Annotated in this window: 14 protein-coding genes and 2 pseudogenes; 13 read left to right on the top strand and 3 right to left on the bottom strand. The window is 53.1% G+C overall.

The window, feature by feature from the left end; all coding sequences use genetic code 11:
- Positions 1 to 46: 46 nt before the first annotated feature.
- From AC1DKH_RS00780 to AC1DKH_RS00760, 5 genes are all read left to right on the top strand, one after another.
- On the top strand, positions 47 to 256 hold the full coding sequence (locus tag AC1DKH_RS00780) for a hypothetical protein (protein ID WP_223616317.1): 210 nt from the start codon (positions 47 to 49) through the stop codon (positions 254 to 256).
- 191 nt (positions 257 to 447) lie between these two features.
- Positions 448 to 2,658 carry an ankyrin repeat domain-containing protein gene (locus tag AC1DKH_RS00775; protein ID WP_223616318.1) on the top strand — a complete coding sequence of 737 codons (2,211 nt, stop codon included), beginning with the start codon at positions 448 to 450 and terminating at the stop codon, positions 2,656 to 2,658.
- A gap of 96 nt (positions 2,659 to 2,754) precedes the next feature.
- A complete protein-coding gene (locus tag AC1DKH_RS00770; protein ID WP_223616319.1) occupies positions 2,755 to 2,994 on the top strand; it encodes a hypothetical protein in 240 nt (79 codons plus the stop codon).
- Positions 2,991 to 4,217, top strand: coding sequence for a B12-binding domain-containing radical SAM protein (locus tag AC1DKH_RS00765; RefSeq protein ID WP_223616320.1), 1,227 nt, complete (start codon positions 2,991 to 2,993; stop codon positions 4,215 to 4,217). Before AC1DKH_RS00770 ends, AC1DKH_RS00765 begins: the two co-directional genes overlap by 4 nt.
- Before the next feature lies 1 nt (position 4,218).
- A complete protein-coding gene (locus AC1DKH_RS00760; RefSeq protein WP_223616321.1) occupies positions 4,219 to 4,785 on the top strand; it encodes a dTMP kinase in 567 nt (188 codons plus the stop codon).
- Positions 4,786 to 5,101: 316 nt separating this feature from the next.
- Here AC1DKH_RS00760 and AC1DKH_RS00755 read toward each other — a convergent pair whose 3' ends face one another.
- Positions 5,102 to 5,515 (bottom strand): DoxX family protein, encoded by a 414-nt coding sequence (locus AC1DKH_RS00755; RefSeq protein ID WP_223616322.1) that lies wholly within the window; start codon positions 5,513 to 5,515, stop codon positions 5,102 to 5,104.
- Positions 5,516 to 5,838: 323 nt separating this feature from the next.
- Here AC1DKH_RS00755 and wrbA point away from each other — a divergent pair, with 323 nt between their 5' ends.
- Both wrbA and AC1DKH_RS00745 read left to right on the top strand, forming a co-directional pair.
- The gene (gene wrbA, locus AC1DKH_RS00750; protein WP_223616323.1) at positions 5,839 to 6,441 is read left to right on the top strand and encodes an NAD(P)H:quinone oxidoreductase; all 603 of its coding nucleotides are present in this window, start codon (positions 5,839 to 5,841) and stop codon (positions 6,439 to 6,441) included.
- Between the two features lie 232 nt (positions 6,442 to 6,673).
- Positions 6,674 to 6,796: pseudogene (locus AC1DKH_RS00745) on the top strand (phenylacetic acid degradation operon negative regulatory protein PaaX); the annotation flags it as partial.
- 37 nt (positions 6,797 to 6,833) lie between these two features.
- Here the strand turns inward: AC1DKH_RS00745 and AC1DKH_RS00740 are convergent.
- Positions 6,834 to 8,939, bottom strand: coding sequence for a DNA recombination protein RmuC (locus tag AC1DKH_RS00740; RefSeq protein ID WP_223616324.1), 2,106 nt, complete (start codon positions 8,937 to 8,939; stop codon positions 6,834 to 6,836).
- Between the two features lie 406 nt (positions 8,940 to 9,345).
- On the opposite strand from AC1DKH_RS00740, the gene AC1DKH_RS00735 reads away from it, so the two are divergent.
- From AC1DKH_RS00735 to AC1DKH_RS00720, 4 genes and pseudogenes are all read left to right on the top strand, one after another.
- Positions 9,346 to 10,140, top strand: coding sequence for an NYN domain-containing protein (locus AC1DKH_RS00735; RefSeq protein WP_223616325.1), 795 nt, complete (start codon positions 9,346 to 9,348; stop codon positions 10,138 to 10,140).
- Between the two features lie 384 nt (positions 10,141 to 10,524).
- Positions 10,525 to 11,384: pseudogene (locus AC1DKH_RS00730) on the top strand (patatin-like phospholipase family protein).
- 261 nt (positions 11,385 to 11,645) lie between these two features.
- A complete protein-coding gene (locus tag AC1DKH_RS00725) occupies positions 11,646 to 11,855 on the top strand; it encodes a hypothetical protein (RefSeq protein ID WP_218432298.1) in 210 nt (69 codons plus the stop codon).
- 116 nt (positions 11,856 to 11,971) lie between these two features.
- Positions 11,972 to 13,162, top strand: a complete 1,191-nt coding sequence (locus tag AC1DKH_RS00720) for a hypothetical protein (protein ID WP_223545221.1) — start codon at positions 11,972 to 11,974, stop codon at positions 13,160 to 13,162.
- Positions 13,163 to 14,775: 1,613 nt separating this feature from the next.
- Here AC1DKH_RS00720 and AC1DKH_RS00715 read toward each other — a convergent pair.
- On the bottom strand, positions 14,776 to 15,993 hold the full coding sequence (locus tag AC1DKH_RS00715; RefSeq protein ID WP_223507687.1) for a DUF3422 domain-containing protein: 1,218 nt from the start codon (positions 15,991 to 15,993) through the stop codon (positions 14,776 to 14,778).
- Between the two features lie 456 nt (positions 15,994 to 16,449).
- Here AC1DKH_RS00715 and iolG point away from each other — a divergent pair, with 456 nt between their 5' ends.
- Together iolG and AC1DKH_RS00705 are read left to right on the top strand one after the other, a co-directional pair.
- Positions 16,450 to 17,442: an inositol 2-dehydrogenase gene (gene iolG / locus AC1DKH_RS00710; protein ID WP_223507686.1), complete on the top strand. Its 993-nt coding sequence runs from the start codon at positions 16,450 to 16,452 to the stop codon at positions 17,440 to 17,442.
- A gap of 25 nt (positions 17,443 to 17,467) precedes the next feature.
- Positions 17,468 to 18,430 carry a Gfo/Idh/MocA family protein gene (locus AC1DKH_RS00705; protein ID WP_223507685.1) on the top strand — a complete coding sequence of 321 codons (963 nt, stop codon included), beginning with the start codon at positions 17,468 to 17,470 and terminating at the stop codon, positions 18,428 to 18,430.
- Positions 18,431 to 18,438 lie beyond the last annotated feature (8 nt).

Here is an 18,438-nt window from a genome sequence, read left to right as displayed (position 1 = left end):
CAGCTATAGCTCCTGCTACGCTGACCTCTTCCACGGAGGAATCACAATGTCGAACGCAGACCTACTCCCTTCCCTACTCTTCAAGATCAATCAAAACCAACTCGCCCTTGAGGCTGCCATTATGGAGCTGACGCTGTGGGTCGAGCAGCGCGGATCAGCGGAGGTAGCCGGCAACGTTCGTGAGGCTTTGGACACAATCAGCAAAAACGAAGCCTTCATCAACATGACGCTTGCGGTGCTCATGACGACTGAATGACTTCTACCTGACAGACAGCAATCGGCAATAGCGGTCAGTCATGAGCGTCAAGTGCCCACTTGGACTACTTTTAACTGACGAAGTAAAGCGTAGGGCAACTTAGTGTCGCATCGGCGTGCGGCTTTGCGAGTATCAATTCTTTTGCTTACCCATCTAGGGATTTCGCGGAGTCCCCACTGCAAGGATCAAGGATGAGCGACCTGGCCATACAGCCCACTCCGAGTAAATCTCTTCGCCATGTAATTACGGCTTCTGGATATCGTCCTTTTTTCACGCAAAAAGGGCTGGACAAAGATCTGGATGATCAAGCCGATGAGAAGCGCCCGGGCAGCAACTTCGATCTGTTCCAAAATTGCCTGGCGCAGTGGCTACGCGCTATACGCGACGACTGTGGTGCCGACTGGAGTAATCTGATCGAATCTGCCTGGCATCGGCACAGTAACCTACTGCGGTCATTGGCACGTAACACCGATACTACTGGAATGATCGCAGAGCCTGCTCAACATGCTTTTTTCAGACTGTTTGTAGTTCCTGAGCTTTCAGGGATGATCCGTCGTGCCAGCCACGAAGTATCCCTGCTCGATTTAAATCAATGGTGGGTAGCTCCCTTTGCCACCTGGCTACAGGCTGCCGCTCTGCAGACCATGCTCCCTGTAAGGCAGTTGCTGGAGCAGCTTGCCAATCATCTGAATATCGATGAGCGCACATTGGAGCGCTGGCAGCACGGTGGCCCGATAAAAAAGCCGATGTGGCCCTACCGATCCACGACACAAGCCATGTTTCACGGTAGCGAACTTGTCGCTAAAAAGTCGGAACATCTCACCGGCTGGTTGGCCATGGTTGTAGCGCTGCAGTCGCTGCCTGCCGACTTGCGTGACGTCATCAAGCGTGACTTCCATCTGCATGGCCAGCGCCCCCTTCAAAACGAGCAGCAGTTTATTTCCCAGTTGAAGCGTGAGGCCGCTGATCGTAATAGCCTGCCTGTAAGTGATGAGGCGGCTCGCGTACTGGCTGACCTTGATCGACTGTTTGCCGATGCACGGGGCAACGAACAGCCGATTCGTGATCGACTCAATTGGCTTCGCGCCCTTTGTGAACGGAGCAACCCGTCTCTAAGGGCTACTCATGAGTACCTCTGCTCGTGGCTCTGCGCAAGGCTAGATGCCAATCTCGGAGAAAAGGACAACGCACTCAAACTCTATAGAGCTGCCTGCCACAGCGCGTGGTGGAGAGCTGGCCCAAACCAGCATGGGATCCTGCACGAGGCCCTGTGCTACGCAGTTGGTGTAGGCGACAAGGTTCAGGCCAATCACTATTGGGATAAATGCTTTCTGCTGGGATTGAACAAGCCGCCGAAACGGGAACTGGACGAGCAGAAAATGCAGCATCTCTCAACCGAATTCGAGCGTCTGTTTACGGAGCAAAAGGCCAAAAAACGCGTTCCACCTGCAATGCGAGTTGTGGTGCTGAACAAGCCTTTCTCGCTATCAGCCAAAGAGCTTGCCAACCCCAACCGTATCAGTGCCCAGTCCGATGGACAGGTTCGCTATACAGCGCTGATGAATGCTGTGCTGTTGGGCACGCTCGAAGATGTGAAGCAAGCTGTACAAGCGGGGGCTGACCCGAACTTGATTATTCCGGAATCCGGCGAAAACGCACTGATCATGGCGCTGCGTCGAGCTTATGACAGAAAAGACCCGGACATCCTGAAGTACCTGCTGACACTGCGCATCAGCACTGAAACGGCCAACTACCCTGCCTCAAGCGATCGGGAAACGCCCCTACAGATTGCCATGAATATGGGCGATGCCGAGGTCGTCGACAAGCTGATCACCCTCGGTGCGGATGTCGAGCAGTCTTGCTTCACCTCACCCTGTGCACTTGTTTATGCCATGGCGCTGCTGCACGACAGCATGCATGTGAGTGACCCCGCACAGCGGGACGCCTATCTTGATGGTCGCGTCCCGGCAGACGCCTTTGATGCCAAGGCCGGCGCGGTTCTGGACTGTGAGCTGCCAGCTAGACGCCAGGCCTGGATGTCGGATTTCGAAGCGCCGCGAAAGCACTTGATCTACGAGGCAGTGACCTCGTACTACAGACGCCCCGTCAATGCGAGGCGCCAAGTGGTCATGATATTGTTGGAAAACAAAGCCGATCCAAATCGGCGCTACGAGGACTTCAACGGGTATCAGGATCTTTGGACGCCTACGCTGTTTGCCGCTCAGATTGGGAACCTGGATGTTCTCAAGGCCATGATCAAGGCTGATGGTAATCCTTGGCTTTCGCTGGACAATGAATCTCCTCTGAACGTGAAGGACGCGCTGTGGGTTGCCGCCGTCTACAAGCGGCATGCTGTTGTCGAATACCTGCAGATGCAGCTCCCACGGCGCCCCGCCTGCTGATCGGTCATTTTTGATTTTTTCTTTCGGTCGCCTGTCGGGCTTGCCCCGCGCTTCCGCTGCATCGTTCGCGTAACGCAATACAGCAGGGGAAAAATCATGTACTTCAGCAAGAACAAAGACATCAATGAACTCGTACTGAAGCTACTTCAACAAGGCTGGACGTATGCCAATGGCCGGCACTACAAGCTCTTCCCGCCTAATGGCTGCGGCATGGTCATCGTGCCCACCACACCCGGTGACCGACGTGCCTTCCAGAACTTTCGCCGTGATGTCCGACAACGGCTACGTGGCCATGCCGAGCGATACCGGCATGCCTGGCAGAAGGTGATGCCATGAAGCAGGTCATTCTGGTATCGCTGGATTGGCGCAGGCCACAAGATGGTAAAACAGGCTTAGGTATCGCCTCGATTGCCGCGGCCCTACAAGCCGCGGATGTTCCGTGGCGGATCATCGACGCACAGGTGAATTGCCCGACGTTTTCCCAAGAGCGGACATTGAGTGAGTTGCGCCTGGCAATTGCCGAGGCTGGCCCCGGGTGCCTGGTCGGCTTCGGCACCTACGTGTGGAACGACCCCGAGGTTCGCAGTTTGATTCGCCTGATCAAAGGTACAGGAGCGAGTATCGCTCTTGGTGGCCCACAGGTTTCCTACATGACCAAAGGGCAACTGGAAAGTACTTACCCAGAAGCCGACTATTTCGTTCGCGGACAAGGGGAAATGGCCATGGTTGCACTGGCTCAAGGCGTGTTTCCCAGCGAATGTGGAATACATGTTGCTGGCACTCCTGACCTAGGCCTCAAGGCAGATCATGATCTGCTGGATTTACCCTCGCCGTACCTGCTGGGAACAGCCAAAGTTCGGGACAACATTCGTTGGGAAACCCAGCGTGGCTGCCCCTTCAAGTGTTCATTCTGCCAGCACCGTGAACCGGGAAAGCGGCTCAAGCATCAGTCGTTCGATGGCCAGCGCCTAGAAAGGGAGTTAGCGCTATTTACCGCAACAGGGGTAAAGCGTATTTCAGTACTAGATCCGATCTTCCACACCAATCAGACACGTGCCATTGAGGTTTTGAACAGCATCAAGGCAGCCGGCATAAATGCCCAGTTCTCGCTGCAGTGCCGCTTCGAAACCTGCAGCACAGATTTTCTGGATGCACTCGAGGGGCTGAACGTCACTTTGGAGTTTGGCCTGCAGACGACCGTGGAAGCGGAGTATCGGGCGATCAAAAGACCCAACCAAATGGAGATCGTTTGCAACAGGATCCGCCAGCTACAACAGCGGCAGATCGACTTCGAGGTTTCCCTGATCTACGGTCTGCCAAATCAGACGCTGGACAGCTTCAATGCCAGCGTTGACTGGTGCTTGCAGCGGCACGTCCCTCGATTGAGAGCATGGCCACTGATGCTGTTGCGGGGAACCCCGCTGTATGAGCAGAAGCAACTGTTTGGATTCAGGGAAAGCAGCGAACAGCGCATTCCCATCGTAGTTGCCAGCAATAGTTTTTCCGAGGCAGAACATGCCGAGATGGCATGCATTGCCAAATTGCTCGAGGAGAATTGAAATGGGGAGTTTTGTTGCCATTGAGGGGCTGGATGGCGTTGGGAAATCCACAGTAGTTAAAAGACTGGCTGAGATCTATTCAGGCCATGCCATGAGCACACCCGGGCCTGCGCTACGCGGAAGTCGCCCTGTTGTACTTGAAGCATTTGCCCATGATGAGCTGGCCAAAGCGCTCTTCTATGCGGCCAGCGTATCGAGCGAGGGAAGGCAGGCAATCAGCCTGGCAGAGAGCGGAAAATGGGTATTCATGGATCGCTACTGGGCCTCGACACTTGCCTATGCGAAAGCTCGTGGTGTCATGGCTGACCTGGACGCGCTGAGCAAGAGCCTGATCCCGCCAGACATAACAATATTGCTATTGCTTGACGAACCGGAGCGACGACATCGTCTGCATACCCGAGGGGCTACTGTGGAAGATATGGAGACCCTGGATCCATACTTTCGCAAGCGAGTCCTCGACGAACTTCAGGCCCGTGCCAACCTTGTAGTCAACATCAGCGGGCTTTCTGAAATGGATGTCTCAGCAAAGTTAGTCCGCGCCATTAAGGATAATCTGCCCGTGCACTGAATTGCTCCGAATTGTCTGGGCACCATAAACGACAGCTCTGGGTTGGTTACTGTCCTAAGCGGCGGTTAGCAATTGGCAAGATACAGTCGCGCCTAGATAGCCACCCTCCACTCATGCAACCTGTCGAAGCATGTGCAGGACGCCCCCCACCACTCTGCTGACGCACCGTGACAAGTCGGGTCGTGTCAACCGTCCTTGCCCGGGAAGCAATCATGGATTTCCAAACGCGGCCTAGGCGTCATGCGGTGCCTATGGTGCAAGACAGTTGGGGCGCCATGCGGGATTTACTACGTGCCCTTCCCCACTACACGTGCTGCTATCTGCCATCAATCGAATACTTGCCAGGGCCTGTAATGCCCAGCAGCAGCAAACCGCCCATGATGCTGAGGTTCTTGAAATATTGGGTCATGTTGGCCGCGCGCTCTGGGTCAACCATAGTCCAAAAGTGATGCCCGATCAGAGCGGTACCGAGTACGAACAAGACGTAGAGAAATGCGAGTGGGCGGGTGTAGAAACCCACAACGATCGCTATAGCAACAAAGAGCTCCATGACGACCGCAACCCCCGCAGCTACCATGGGCATGGGCGCGCCGAGTGAGCTTATGTAAGCAACGGTACCGCCAAAGTTGGTCAGCTTGCCCCAGCCGGAAATGATGAAAAGAATCATCAGAAGGATGCGAGCGAGCAGGATGATCTCGTTTCTCTGATTCTCAAACAGGTTGTATCTCATGGTGTTCCGCCTGTGGGCGCGGGAGAGGATACGCAAGTAAGTTTGGTATTGAAGCTTTGCGCATACTTTTAACACTAGCAGCTGCTTGGCAACCTGCTCTGGGACGAAGAGGGACAATAAAAGCGTCTCTGTCTGCCCAGCAGGTAGCATAGGGAGCTGCTAGCGTTAAATCCGCACTCCGTCAAAGTCTCTGCAGTCAGGTGGGTGTGAGCCGCAGTTTTGTTCGTGACCAAGCGCTACACCTGCCGCAGTTGTTCGTTGGCAGTGGTGTAACCCAAGATCTTCCTAATCCATCGAATGGTGCTTAATCCAGGAGAAAAATCATGGCGAAGGTACTGGTTCTCTATTACTCAATGTACGGTCACCTCGAAACGATGGCTGGCGCAGTGGCTGAGGGTGCACGATCCGTACCCGGCACCGACGTGACGCTCAAGCGTGTCGCTGAAACCATCCCGGCCGAACAGGCAGCAGCCATCGGCGTCAAACTTGACCAGAAGGCACCGGTGGCAACACCTGACGAGCTGGGAAATTACGATGCCATCATCTTTGGTACACCGACGCGCTTCGGCAATATGGCGGGACAGATGCGCACGTTTCTCGACCAGACCGGCGGACTGTGGATGAGCGGCGCGCTGGTCGGGAAAATCGGCAGTGTCTTTGCATCGACCGGCACCCAGCACGGTGGCCAGGAAACTACTATTACGTCGTTCCACAGCACACTCCTGCATCAGGGGATGGTCATCGTGGGTGTGCCTTACAGCTGCGCAGGGCTGACCAACATGAGCGAGATCACCGGTGGTACGCCCTATGGCGCGACTACCCTGGCAGGCGCTGACGGTAAACGGCAACCGTCACAAAATGAACTGGATATTGCCCGTTTCCAGGGTAAACACGTCGCCGAGCTTGCAATAAAGATCGCGGGTTAACGCAAGGACATAAATGGGCACATGTTGCAGGACAGGAGTCGAGCTCCGCTGGCCTGTGGAACGCCGGGGCAGATTTCACTACCGCGCCGCTGATGCTCGCAGGTGGCCTGGCGATTCTGCTGGTCTTGCAGTGAAAGCCTTGCGCGTCGGCAGGCATTGAAGGAGACGTAAGCGTTTTTGGATTCAGAGGAGCGACGTTGTAGCGAGGTCGCTCCTCATCCTGTCAATCAAACTGACCTCCAAGGCTCTGCGTTTGCAGGCGCGCGCGAGCTGGCACATCGAAGAGCTGATGACGTATTACAGCGAGTTCATCGAGCTGTACCGGCCATCTGCGAGTTTAGACATAGAAAACCTCCTTTATTCGCATGGCGCAATTAGTGAATTTGTTATGCTCATGATGCAGCTATCAATACCTCAGCTACTTCAATCTCTGCAAATTCCGCGACAGTACTGCTGAGTTCTAAGTTGGCACGCTCAACTAGATCAGCTGGTAGCTCTTTCTGGACAGACACACCCAGGTCTTTAAACTCGGCGGCTTGTTTAATCAGGTTCCCTCTTCCGATGTACAACTGACCGAAGGCCTTGTCGTAACTTTCACGAGCTCTGTTCAACTGGCTGCCTACCCCCTGCATGCTGGTCAGGAAGCCATTGAGCTTGTTGTAAAACTTCTCAGCTCGGTTGGCCAGCTCAGCGGTGTGCTTGTTCTGATCTTCAAACCGCCACAGCTGGCGGACGATGTTAAGACTGGTCAACAGAGTGGTGGGTGTGGCAACCAGCACGTTACGCTCGATAGCCCGCTGGAATAGGGTTTCGTCGTACTTAAGGGCTTCGACATAAGCGGATTCGATCGGAATAAACATTATCACCACCTCGGGTGAGTTCAGGCCAGGCAGCTTGAAATAATCTCGATCAGCCAACTCATTGACCCGGTCACTCACCGCCTTGGTATGGGCCGCCAACGCTTGACCGCGTTCCAAGTCGTTGTCGGCGTTCACATACTGGGTGTAGGACATTAACGACGTCTTGGCATCGATGATCAGATGCTGTTTTTGTGGCAGATAGACGATCGCATCGGGACGTTGTCGACCCTCTTCAGTGGTGAAGCTGACTTCCCGTTTGTAGTCGATACCGAGTCGAAGGCCTGAATTGTCCAGTACGTTCTCCAGCATCAGCTCACCCCAGTTACCCTGCACCTTCTTCTGGCCTTGCAGGGCGGTAGTCAGCTTGTCGGCCTGATCGGTGATTTCCTTGTTGAGCGTTTGTAGGTTCTTCAGCTCGGTTCTGAGCTCGACGCGCTGCTCCGCATCTTTAGCGTGAATATCCTCCACCTTCGCCTTAAAGCCTTTCATTTCGGTATGGAGTGGGTTGAGCAAGTTGGTGATGCTCTCTTGGTTCAACTCTTTAAACGCCTTGCCTTTGCGCTCCAGAACCTCGTTGGCGAGGCGTTCGAACTCTTTGGTCAATTCCTCGCGATTCTCCTGCAGCAGCTTCAACTGCGCGTCAAAGTGCTGCTGCTTTTCAGCCAAAGAGGTTTTAAGCTGGCCATGGGTGTTGTCCAGTTCCGCATATCTGTCTTGTGTGGTCTTCAATTCGATCTTGCACTGCTCCCACCACGTTTTGAAGTTGGTGAGTGCTTCCTGCTTTTCTTCCAGTTGCGTCTGCGCTTTCTTCAGCGTCTCGCGAATTTCAGCCAGTTGAGCAGCAGTGTGCTTTTGCGCTGCGTCGGCGGTCGCCAGCTTTTCATCCAACTGCGCGATGCGCTGATCTTTCTCTTCGATACGCTCCTTGGAGGTCGTACCGTTAATGACAAGTTGTTCTTTCAACTTGTTCGCCGATTCCTGTGCCGTAGCGCCGACCTCACGGGCCTGTTTTTCTGTTTTACGCAGGGCCTCGAGTTCGGCTTTCTGGGCACCCCAATCACGCTCAAAACGCTCTTGAACGACCTGTTTCTCTTCGAGCTGGGTCTGGGCTTGTTTCAGTGCCTCGCGACTTTCGGACAGCAGCTTCGCCGTGTTGGCTTGTTGTAGCTCTGCGGCAACCTGCTTTTTATCCAGATCTAAAATGCGCTGATCCTTCTCTTCGAGGCGTTCTTTGAAGGCGGTACTGTTACTGGCTAACTGGTCTTGCAGCTTGTCGGCCGCCTCTTGTGCTTTCGAGCTCGTCTCTCTGGCCGCTTGTTCGGATTGTCGCAAGCGATCTATCTCAGCTTGTTGGGCGACCATATCACCCTCAAGGCGGTCGATCCGTGCCTTGCTACTATCCCGTTCCGTTTCCAACCGCCCATAAGCAATATCCAGTACTGCTTTCTCTCTAGACAAGGTGCCAAGTGTGGCCTGCTGTTCCGATAAATCTGCCTGGACACGCGTCAAATCGGCCTGTGTCACTTCCAGATCAGTCCGTAGCTGCTGGTGGTTGCGCTGGGCACGCCAACTGGCGATCGCCCAAGCCGCGATGAAGGTAACCAATGGCAGTACGATGAGAATCACCAAATTTTCCATATCCATTCTCCTACGTCCAAGTTGTAATTATTTAAGGCGAATGAGGTCACAGGTCTTTAGCGTAGCTGACCCCAAAGATAAAAAAATTGTTCTACAAGATGCTGAAGGACGTCGCGCTTGATACTCGAATGAGGAGAGCCTGCGATCAGTCCGGTAATGAAATCTATAGCGGCCTCATGTCAGTTGAAATCAATGGCTAAATGCTTATGTTTTCCAATGACTTGCGACAGCTTTGATTACTGCGAGGATTGCAGGTCACACGAGGGGGGAGTTGGTACACTTTAAATCTGGCAGCGCAACGGCGCTGATCCGGGCGTACTTCTTAGTGGGTGGGAATACAAGCGACCGAAACCAAGATTAGTCTCTCGTTTGCAGGTATGGTGACGCTTTGACTCAAGGATGAACCATGGCCACGCACACCTCCAATAACGCTCAGAAGCGCCTCGCAGTGCTGATCGACGCCGACAATGCCCCAGCAGCAATCGTCGAAGGCCTGTTTGAAGAAATTGCTAAGTACGGTGTCGCCAGTGTCAAGCGTATCTACGGCGACTGGACTGGCCCCCATCTCGGCGGTTGGAAGAAAGTCCTGCTCGATCACTCGATTCAGCCCATCCAGCAATTCGCCTATACCAAAGGCAAAAATGCCACCGACAGCTCGCTTATCATTGATGCCATGGACTTGCTATACACCCGCCGCTTCGATGGATTTTGCCTAGTATCGAGCGACAGCGATTTCACTCGATTGGCTTCTCGATTACGTGAAGAGGGTTTGACCGTTTACGGGTTCGGCGAAGAGAAAACACCCAAACCGTTCGTGGCCGCATGCGACAAATTCATTTACATCGAGTTACTACGTGAGGATGTCGTTGCGCCTACCAACGGTGAGCCTAGTACCGCTTCCGCTGCGACCCCTGATGTGGCCAAACCAGCAGTTGCTGAGCCTTCCAAAAAGCCTAAAGCACCGGTGGGCTTCATCGCCAAGATCATGGACGACATTGCTGACGAGGATGGCTGGGCACATTTAGGCGCGCTGGGCGCGAACATTACGAAACTACGTCCTGAGTTTGACCCACGCACTCATGGCTTCAAAAAACTCAGCGACCTCATCAAAGGCTACCCGCAGGCGTTTGAGCTACAGGCCAGAGGCACATCAGGTGGCACGGCAGTGATGTACGCTCGTCACAAGCAGCCAAGCAAATGACAGCTTCGGCATGTGAAACCTTGTATGGGATAGGTGTGCACCGACTTAAGAATTGTTAGATAGCGCAGTCGTGGATTCCCGTTCCAAAAGTACGTTTTGAAGGCGCTCCGGGTTAAGTCGCTGACTCCCAACCTCGGTTTCCTCTTGAGCCTGATAGGTGTTCTGGAGACGTAGTTTCTCTTCGTTGTCATAGACGTTCAATCCTATGGGCGCGGTCTCGCAGTAGAACCGCGCTCCGTTATGCATTGATCCCGTTTCCATTGGAATTCAGCGTCATCCGGAACTCCAAGCTTGCGACGTCTCAATCATGTGGCAAGCACCCGGAAGTAACGCCGACCTGCCAGCTACACTAATTCGATACATTTCTGCACCGAGACTTCCGCCATGGCGACCAAAACCGCAATCGTATTCGCTGGCGGCGGCAGTTTGGGGGCGGTGCAGGTGGGTATGTTGCGGGCCTTGGTCGAGGCCAATGTTCGATTCGACATGGTGGTTGGCGCTTCGGTAGGCGCTATCAACGGTGCCTACTTTGCCGCAAGACCCGACTCCGATGGCGTCGAGGCGCTCGCCGGATTCTGGCGCGGGTTGAGTAAAACTGACATCTTCCCCCTCTCTTGGTTCGATACCTGTAGAGGATTGATCAAACGGCGTGGCTATCTGTTGCAGCCGTCGGCCTTGAATCGGCTGCTGGGTCAGGCACTGCCCATTCACCGCATTGAGGATGCGGTGCTGCCCCTATACATCGTCACCACCAACCTGCTCAGTGGTGCCGAGACCGTTCTGTCCAGTGGCGAACTTGAGCAGGCGTTACTGGCCAGCGCTGCCATCCCACTGGTGTTCCCCTGCGTACAAATCGCCGATCAGTTCCTGGTTGACGGCGGCGTGGCAAGCAATACACCTATCTCGACTGCCATAGCCTTGGGCGCCACCAACGTCGTGGTAATCCCCACCGGCGTGAGTTGCGCCCTAACACAACCGCCCCGAGGCCTGGTCGCCTTAGCCCTGCACACCGTCAATTTGATGAGCATGCGCCAACTGGTGAGTGACATCGAACACTTCCGCACTCTCACCAGCCTGCACATCGTCCCGCCTTGTGCCCTGTAGATGTCTCGGTGTTCAACTTTGACCAGACCGAGTCTTTGCTGCAGCGCGCCTATACGCAGACCCTCCGGTGGCTGGAACGTGGGGGGCTCGAACGCACCAAGGTACCTGGTACCCTGACCATCCATTCACATGCCCAATGAGCATTGAGTAATGTGAATTACCTATAAAAGAGGCCCTCAACACTCTGTGCAATGTTGCGAGAGTACCTGGAGAGGTTGAGCATGCCCCGCTTCGATGCTGACCTATGCCAAGTGTCCCGCGAGCACTACATCACTGGGAAAGCCGCGATCAGTTTCCAGCTAGTGGGGTCACGCGGACTCAAGATTGTGTTCCGCCCTTCTGAAAGCGTCACACCTCATTTTTCCTCCTGCTACGCTGACCTCTTCCACGGAGGAATCACAATGTCGAACGCAGACCTACTCCCTTCCCTGCTATTCAAGATCAATCAGAACCAGCAAGCCCTTGAGGCTGCTGTCATGGAGCTGACACTCTGGGTCGAGCAGCGTGGATCGGGTGAGGTTGGAGGCAACGTGCGCGGTGCGCTGGAAACAATTACCAGGAATGAGGAGTTCATCAAAATGACGCTCGCGGTGTTAATGACACCGGAGTGATCCCTCTCGGTGAATAGCTGGATGTTACGCCCCCGGGCATCTCTCGCAAGATTTGACTTGAGATTGGAGAGAGGAAATCTACGCTGGTATCGGAACGCCAAGCGCCGGGTACCTATATGTACAAGATCGTAAACTTCACTCCCAGCGAGCTGTTCGACAAGGCTTGGGAAACACCTGTCTTGAAGCTGGCCCAAGAAATAGGCATATCAGACGTCGCGCTGTCCAAGGCCTGTCGGAAAGCTGGCGTAGCCCTGCCCCCTCGAGGGCATTGGGCAAAACCAGTTTCAAAACGCCCAGGCAAACCTAAGCCTCCCGTCGGCGGACAGCCCATCAGCTTCAGAGTATTGGATCGAAGCACACTTCCAGTGCAAAGCGCTGCGCCTATAAAACCGAAAGCAATCCGTTCAACCATCGAAGTACCTCACACCCTCCTTGCGCCTCACCCACTGGTGATCAAGTGGTTGAAATGCGTTAAAGCGGCCAAGACTCATGAAGGCCATCTCGTGACCACAGGCAAACATGTGCTCGACGCGAGAATCTCCTCCGAACTCATTGATCGCTGCGCAGTGATTTTCGACACCCTAATCAAAGAGAGCGAGGTACTCGGCTACATATGGAGGGTCACATCGGACGACAAAACGTTGGTCGAGGTCGACGGCGAGTCCCTGGCAATCAAACTTGCTGAGCGCTTGAGTAAGCAAATTATCCCGCCTCCACCACCAACGCCACGACGGCGTACTGCTCGATGGGAACCTGATTTCTCGTTGCTGCGCGCGCCTCAGTTTGAATGGTCTTCCACTGGCGAATTAAGCCTGCAGATTGACGCACGCACTGATTACGGGAAGCGGAAAAACTGGTCGGATACTAAGACCGGGAAAATCGAGGAAAAGCTTACGAGCATCCTTGACGGTTTCGGGGCGATTGCTGAATCCGTGAAAGCGCTGCGCTTGAAGAATGAAGAGGATCGTCGGGAGCGAATGGCTCAAGAAGCTGTGCGACTTGAGCGCGTCAAGAGTGAAGAAACTCATAGACGCCTGCGCCATAAACTCGTCAAAAATACAAAACGTTGGGAGCAGGCTCAGCGACTGAGAGCATTCATCCAGGCGACCTGCAATGTCAGTGCTACTACCTCAGAGCACAGCCAGCAACAAACTGCACTATGGGCAGCTTGGGCTACATCGCAAGCGAACCTACTTGACCCTCTTCACCCAAACACTTCATCCGTCACTTCGCTCACCGTCGATATCGAAAGCTGGTTCAACGGCTATGGAATGACACGTGCAGAAAAGGACTGGTGGTCAGAATGAAAGAAAGCTCCGGAATGAGCCGAATATCCGAGGTTTTCACTACCTAAGCCTCCGTCATGCACATTGCTTTTCGAATCTACCCAACGCCCATTTTTCCACCCTCTAACGCTGGCCAACGTGGTGCCTACCAGCTGCTACTGTGGCCTTATCTGCTTCTGAGCAGTCTTGGCCCAGTACCTGATCGATGGTTTTACTGGAAGCGTGGGGTCATGCGCGAGCCTCTCAATGAATGAGCGCACGAGGTCGAAGGTATCCATCTCTCTGGATCGCGCGGCGACTTCCTCAGGATTTCTGAAAAATGGGATTCCTGTGATATTTGTAGGAGCGATCTGTCCACTCGCTGTCCATAGGATGTGGGCCGCATGAGCTGAAGCATATCGCTCCTTGTCCTTTGGTTTCGTGTCTCTGGATCCACGCTCAATCCCAAGCACGGTCTCGTCGAACAAGCCTTGGAGGGTGTCGGATGTAGCCATCAGCTCCGTCGTTCGATTTTTTGAGAATTATCAAACCAAGGTTAAAGAAGGCGATCTCCTTGCTCAGGCAGAGGTCAGTGATGTCCGAAAACTTTGCGACGCCCTATTCGCCTCAAGAAGCCTGCATGACTGAGTCCGACCAAACTGTTGTCGTGGTGCATACTGCTTGGGCGCAGATTAAGCCAACTGAATCGCAGCAAGGGCACTTGGCATAAGTATTGCGTTTGAAGCCTATGTCATCCATAGGTACTTTTTGCATTCGAGGTTGCCATGCACTCACTTAACTCGATCGCTGGTATCAGGAGATATCGTATCCAGGATGAAATGCCTAACGGCTTTGGGGGCGGCATGATCGGCATCAGCCCTGTTTCGATAGATATAAGTCTGGAAAAGCAGCAGGTGCTAACTGAAAAACCTGAAGGCACAATGTCGTGGGCTTGCAATTCATTAGGGCGAATTGCATCCCGCATTTTTAGTCGGTGGCGCTGACCGCAGATAGATTGAAATGTGTAGAGCAGAAGCAGAACGTGCAGGTGTGCTGGACGGCCGTTACCTTCAAGCACACACCGTACACAGGGAAAAGTTCGGAAGGTATAAAGACGCTCCATTTGACTGCTATACGCAGCTCATGCGTGGAGAAATTTGAGACTTCTCGCAATGACTAGAAAGCCGACGAGGCATGGTCTGAATGTTTGATCAGTACCCCTGAATGCTCACTGTTGAGTCATTGTTTCCGACCACCCTTTTCTTCGATACCTGCTCACTCCCCTTCCCTTCAACGCGTCAGTGCTTTCTTCGAAGCGTTTCGGCAAGCTCCATTTGTAGCGCTCAAGCAATTCCGTCTGAATACTATTGGGGAGCGAAAATGAATCTCCGTTCTCGTGAGTTTCCCCTCGGCCAACATTCGATAGATGCCTCAAAGCGTATTTCGTGAAAGTGACTGGGACTGCTAGACACACTTATCAACGCTCCACACCTTGAAAGCACGGGCCTAGCTACCTGTATAAGTTCTTTGAGCGAGGAGGCCTGCATGACACGCCGCACAGAACGCGCCCGATACAATTTCCAGCCTTGCTCAGTCGCCTTGACTCGATAGGTTTGCATCAGCCTGCCATCTTAAGCGGAGTAAAATTGGTTGCCTCAATGCTCTTTGACCTTCTTGATACGGAGCACAATCAACGTAAGGATGGCAATGGCGAGAGGTGTTGCGACCACCAAGGCCTCTCGCTGAGACAACGGCACGCCGAGTAGGTGCAAACCCGAGTAACCAAGCTTCAGCAAACTGAGTAAGTAATAGGTGATGGCGATAATCGACAGTCCTTCTACCGCATGCTGAATCTTGATTTGGGCATCCGCACGGGCATTCAAGTTTTTAAGAATTTCCGAGTTTTGCTCCTCCATTTCCACCTGGACTCGTGCCTGCAGCAGATCGCCTAGGTTTGCCACGCTTTTAGCCAAGTGCTCCAGTCGCTGTTCAGTCGCCGAGCAGTACCTGACCGTTGGTTTGAACCGACGCTCGATAAACACCCCGAGGCGCTGACAATCCCCTACGTGACTTTCACGCAACTCACTCAGTCGCTCGGAAACCAGTTGTGCATAGGCCTGAGTAGCGCTAAAGCGGTGACGGGTCTTCGCACTACTGCTGACCACTTGGGCCGAAAGGTTGGAAATATCAGCGAGAAGAGCTTTCGCATTGTCTCCATCGACAACGGCGTTACGCTCAGAGAGGGTCACCAACGTCTTCTCATAAATATCAAGCTGCGGACTCAAGGTCTTGACCGTGGTCAAGGATAACGAGGCCATCATCCGGTAAGTCTCGATTTCCAAAAGGCGGCGTATCATCCGCCCCTGACGGTAGGCATTCAGGTGGCGATTGATGAACAACATATGGTTGTTGCCATCCTTACTGAGACGAAAATCGCTCCAGACCACTGCATCACCACCACCTACGCACGAGCCACACGGATCCTTGAAACCATAACGGGACAGATCCAGGTCGATCTCACCACGTACTACGATCTGCATTGAGTTGATAAGCACTGGCAAAAGTACTTCGACCTTTTGCGCCAATGCCTCAGGCAAAGTTGTCCAAGTCAGGTCACCCCGGGATGAAGTGACCACCATAGTCAGAGTAAAAAACTCAGCGTGGCGTTCCCATTTCAATGCGTGGCCATCGAGTTGGGTAATGCCTTGGGTGGCATTCAGATCGAGGTTGTCAGGGAAGCACCTCAGCAGAAACGTATTGCACTCTTGATCACTACCGAGGAACGCCAGATGAAACACATGAGCTGGCTCATCGAAGTACAGTGACGGGCGTGCGTGCAGCTCGTTGTGAAGGTTTTTACGTAGCGGATGCATTCTGGAATGACCACGCTTTAGTTGAATTAGCATTCGCGATCAGTGGTTACCCATTGCTCGTGAACGTAGCCAAACGCTGATCGGCCTACGGAATACCAAAGCATGCCGCCATTTAATTGCACCGGCCTAAGGACTTTTACAGCCTTAATTCAGCGACCAACACTATATAAATAAAACATAGCCATCAGCAGAGCTAATTTTTAGCTGTGAATGTTCAGAGCACAAACTTATAACCGTCAACACTTATGAAAAACTGAACTGCAGTAAAGCACACTTAAACCAACACGCCAACCACTAAATAATCAAACCGACAAACGAAACAATACTGAAAACTTAAACTTTTCACACCTCATAAAAAAATACGATCTCAGCCACTATTGATGCCGTTAATCAGCACTGCCACCCTGACACAGCCTGCCGAAACAGATCCAACCAACAAAAAAAGAGACTTTCATAATGATCAGAGTAGGAATACTCGGCTGCGGTCGAATTGGAAATGTACATGCTGCAAGCTTGCTTCAAATCCCGTCCGCTAAACTCGTTGCGGTAGCAGATGCAGTGCCAGAAGCCGCGTCGACTTGTGCAAAACGATTTAATGTTGAGGCACGCTCTGTTGAGGACATCATTTACGGAGCTGACATCGATGCAGTAATCATCGCCTCACCATCACCCACTCACTTCGATCTGATTCACGCTGTCGCAGACGCCAAAAAGCCAATTTTCTGTGAAAAGCCGATAGACATGTCGTCTGAACGGGTGCGGCTGTGCATTGCAAAAGTTGAGGCAGAAGGCGTGCCATTCATGACCGCGTTTAACCAGCGCTTCGATCCTCATTTCGGTGCCCTACAGCAACGCCTGGCGTCTGGTGAAATCGGTAACGTGGAAACAGTCACCATCACATCCCGAGACCCTGCCCCACCACCGATCGAGTACCTCAAAGGGTCTGGTGGGATTTTCCGCGACATGATGATTCATGACTTCGATCTCGCTCGCTTTCTGTTAGGCGAAAATCCCACTCGGGTCTTTGCGACCGGTTCAGCGCTAGTCGATCCTGCCGTTCGAGAGGTGGGTGACGTCGATACTGCAGTTGCAGTGCTGATGACCAAGTCGGGAAAAATATGCCAGATATCCAACTCTCGTCGGGCTACCTATGGTTACGACCAAAGACTTGAGGTGCATGGATCTGAGGGGATGTTACGTGTCTCAAACGTGCATGAATCACTGGTAGAGAGTGCGACCAATACGGGCTTCTCGATGCCTGTCGCCAAACCATTTTTCCTTGAACGCTTCGGCCCCGCATATTTGGCTGAGATGCAGCACTTCATCAACTGCATCACTAACGGCATTGCCCCCACCCCTAACGCCAACGACGGCTTATGCGCACAACTGATTGCTGATGCGGCAACAGAATCCCTAGCGCGCGGTGAACCCGTCGACATCAACTACTGATTGCAACAGAACAGGGGGAAACAGAATGAAAGTAGGAATTCTTGGGCTCGGTAACGTAGCCGAACTCCACGTTACTGCCCTGCAGGAAATTGATCCCGCAGCCTACGTCGGAGGCTGGGGTAGGACACCTGCGAAAACCGCTGCGTTTAAGGAGAGGTTTGGCGGAGAGGTTTACGCTTCTCCTCAAGCACTCCTGGCAGATGAAAGCATCGATGCAGTGTTCGTGTGCACAAATGCCGAAACTCATTTCTCTTTAGCAAAGGAAGCTTTACTGGCTAAAAAACACGTCCTTCTAGAGAAGCCAATATGTGACACCCCAGAGCAAATTCGAGAGCTAGCTAGCATTGCGCAAGTAGTGAACCGGGTCTGCATGCCGTCGCACAACTATATCTATGCAGAAACAATGCGGCGAGTTAAAGCCCATATAGACAAGGGGCATTTGGGTGAAATTGTAAATTTTTGGGCGATTTACAATAAGCGTCACCCCGCTGAAATGGGGAAGCCCGATTTAACAATGCACGAATTGATGATCCATCATACCTACAGCATGCTTTACTTCCTGGGCCGCCCACAGCGGGTCTTTGCTACAGGATCAAATGTGCATTTCAATGATCCTCAAGCACATGACCAGTTAATGATCGTCGCTGAATATGAGAACGGTACCATTGCCAACCTATGGGGCAGCTTCTCAGCAGACGACCGCAGTCGTGAACCATGGTCGGTGTACTTCAAACTCATTGGTAAAGCTGGTTCGACCGTCGTTCCCTGGGACACCATGAGGTTTGGAGAGGCAAGACTGCCGTTCTGGGACGATGGGACTTACTGGGACAGTTTTTACCAAGCCCAGAAATTCTTCCTTGGAGAATGCTTGGCGGAAGGCAAAGCACCGTTGTCAACAATGAATGATGCCTACGATGCGGCAGTGGTAATGGACGCCGCCCGTCAATCCATTCTTCAAAGACGCTCAATCGAAATCAACTACGACTAGAGCTCTGG

Source organism: Pseudomonas sp. 05L36 (assembly GCF_056398125.1).
This window is presented reverse-complemented; position numbering and strand designations above follow the sequence as displayed.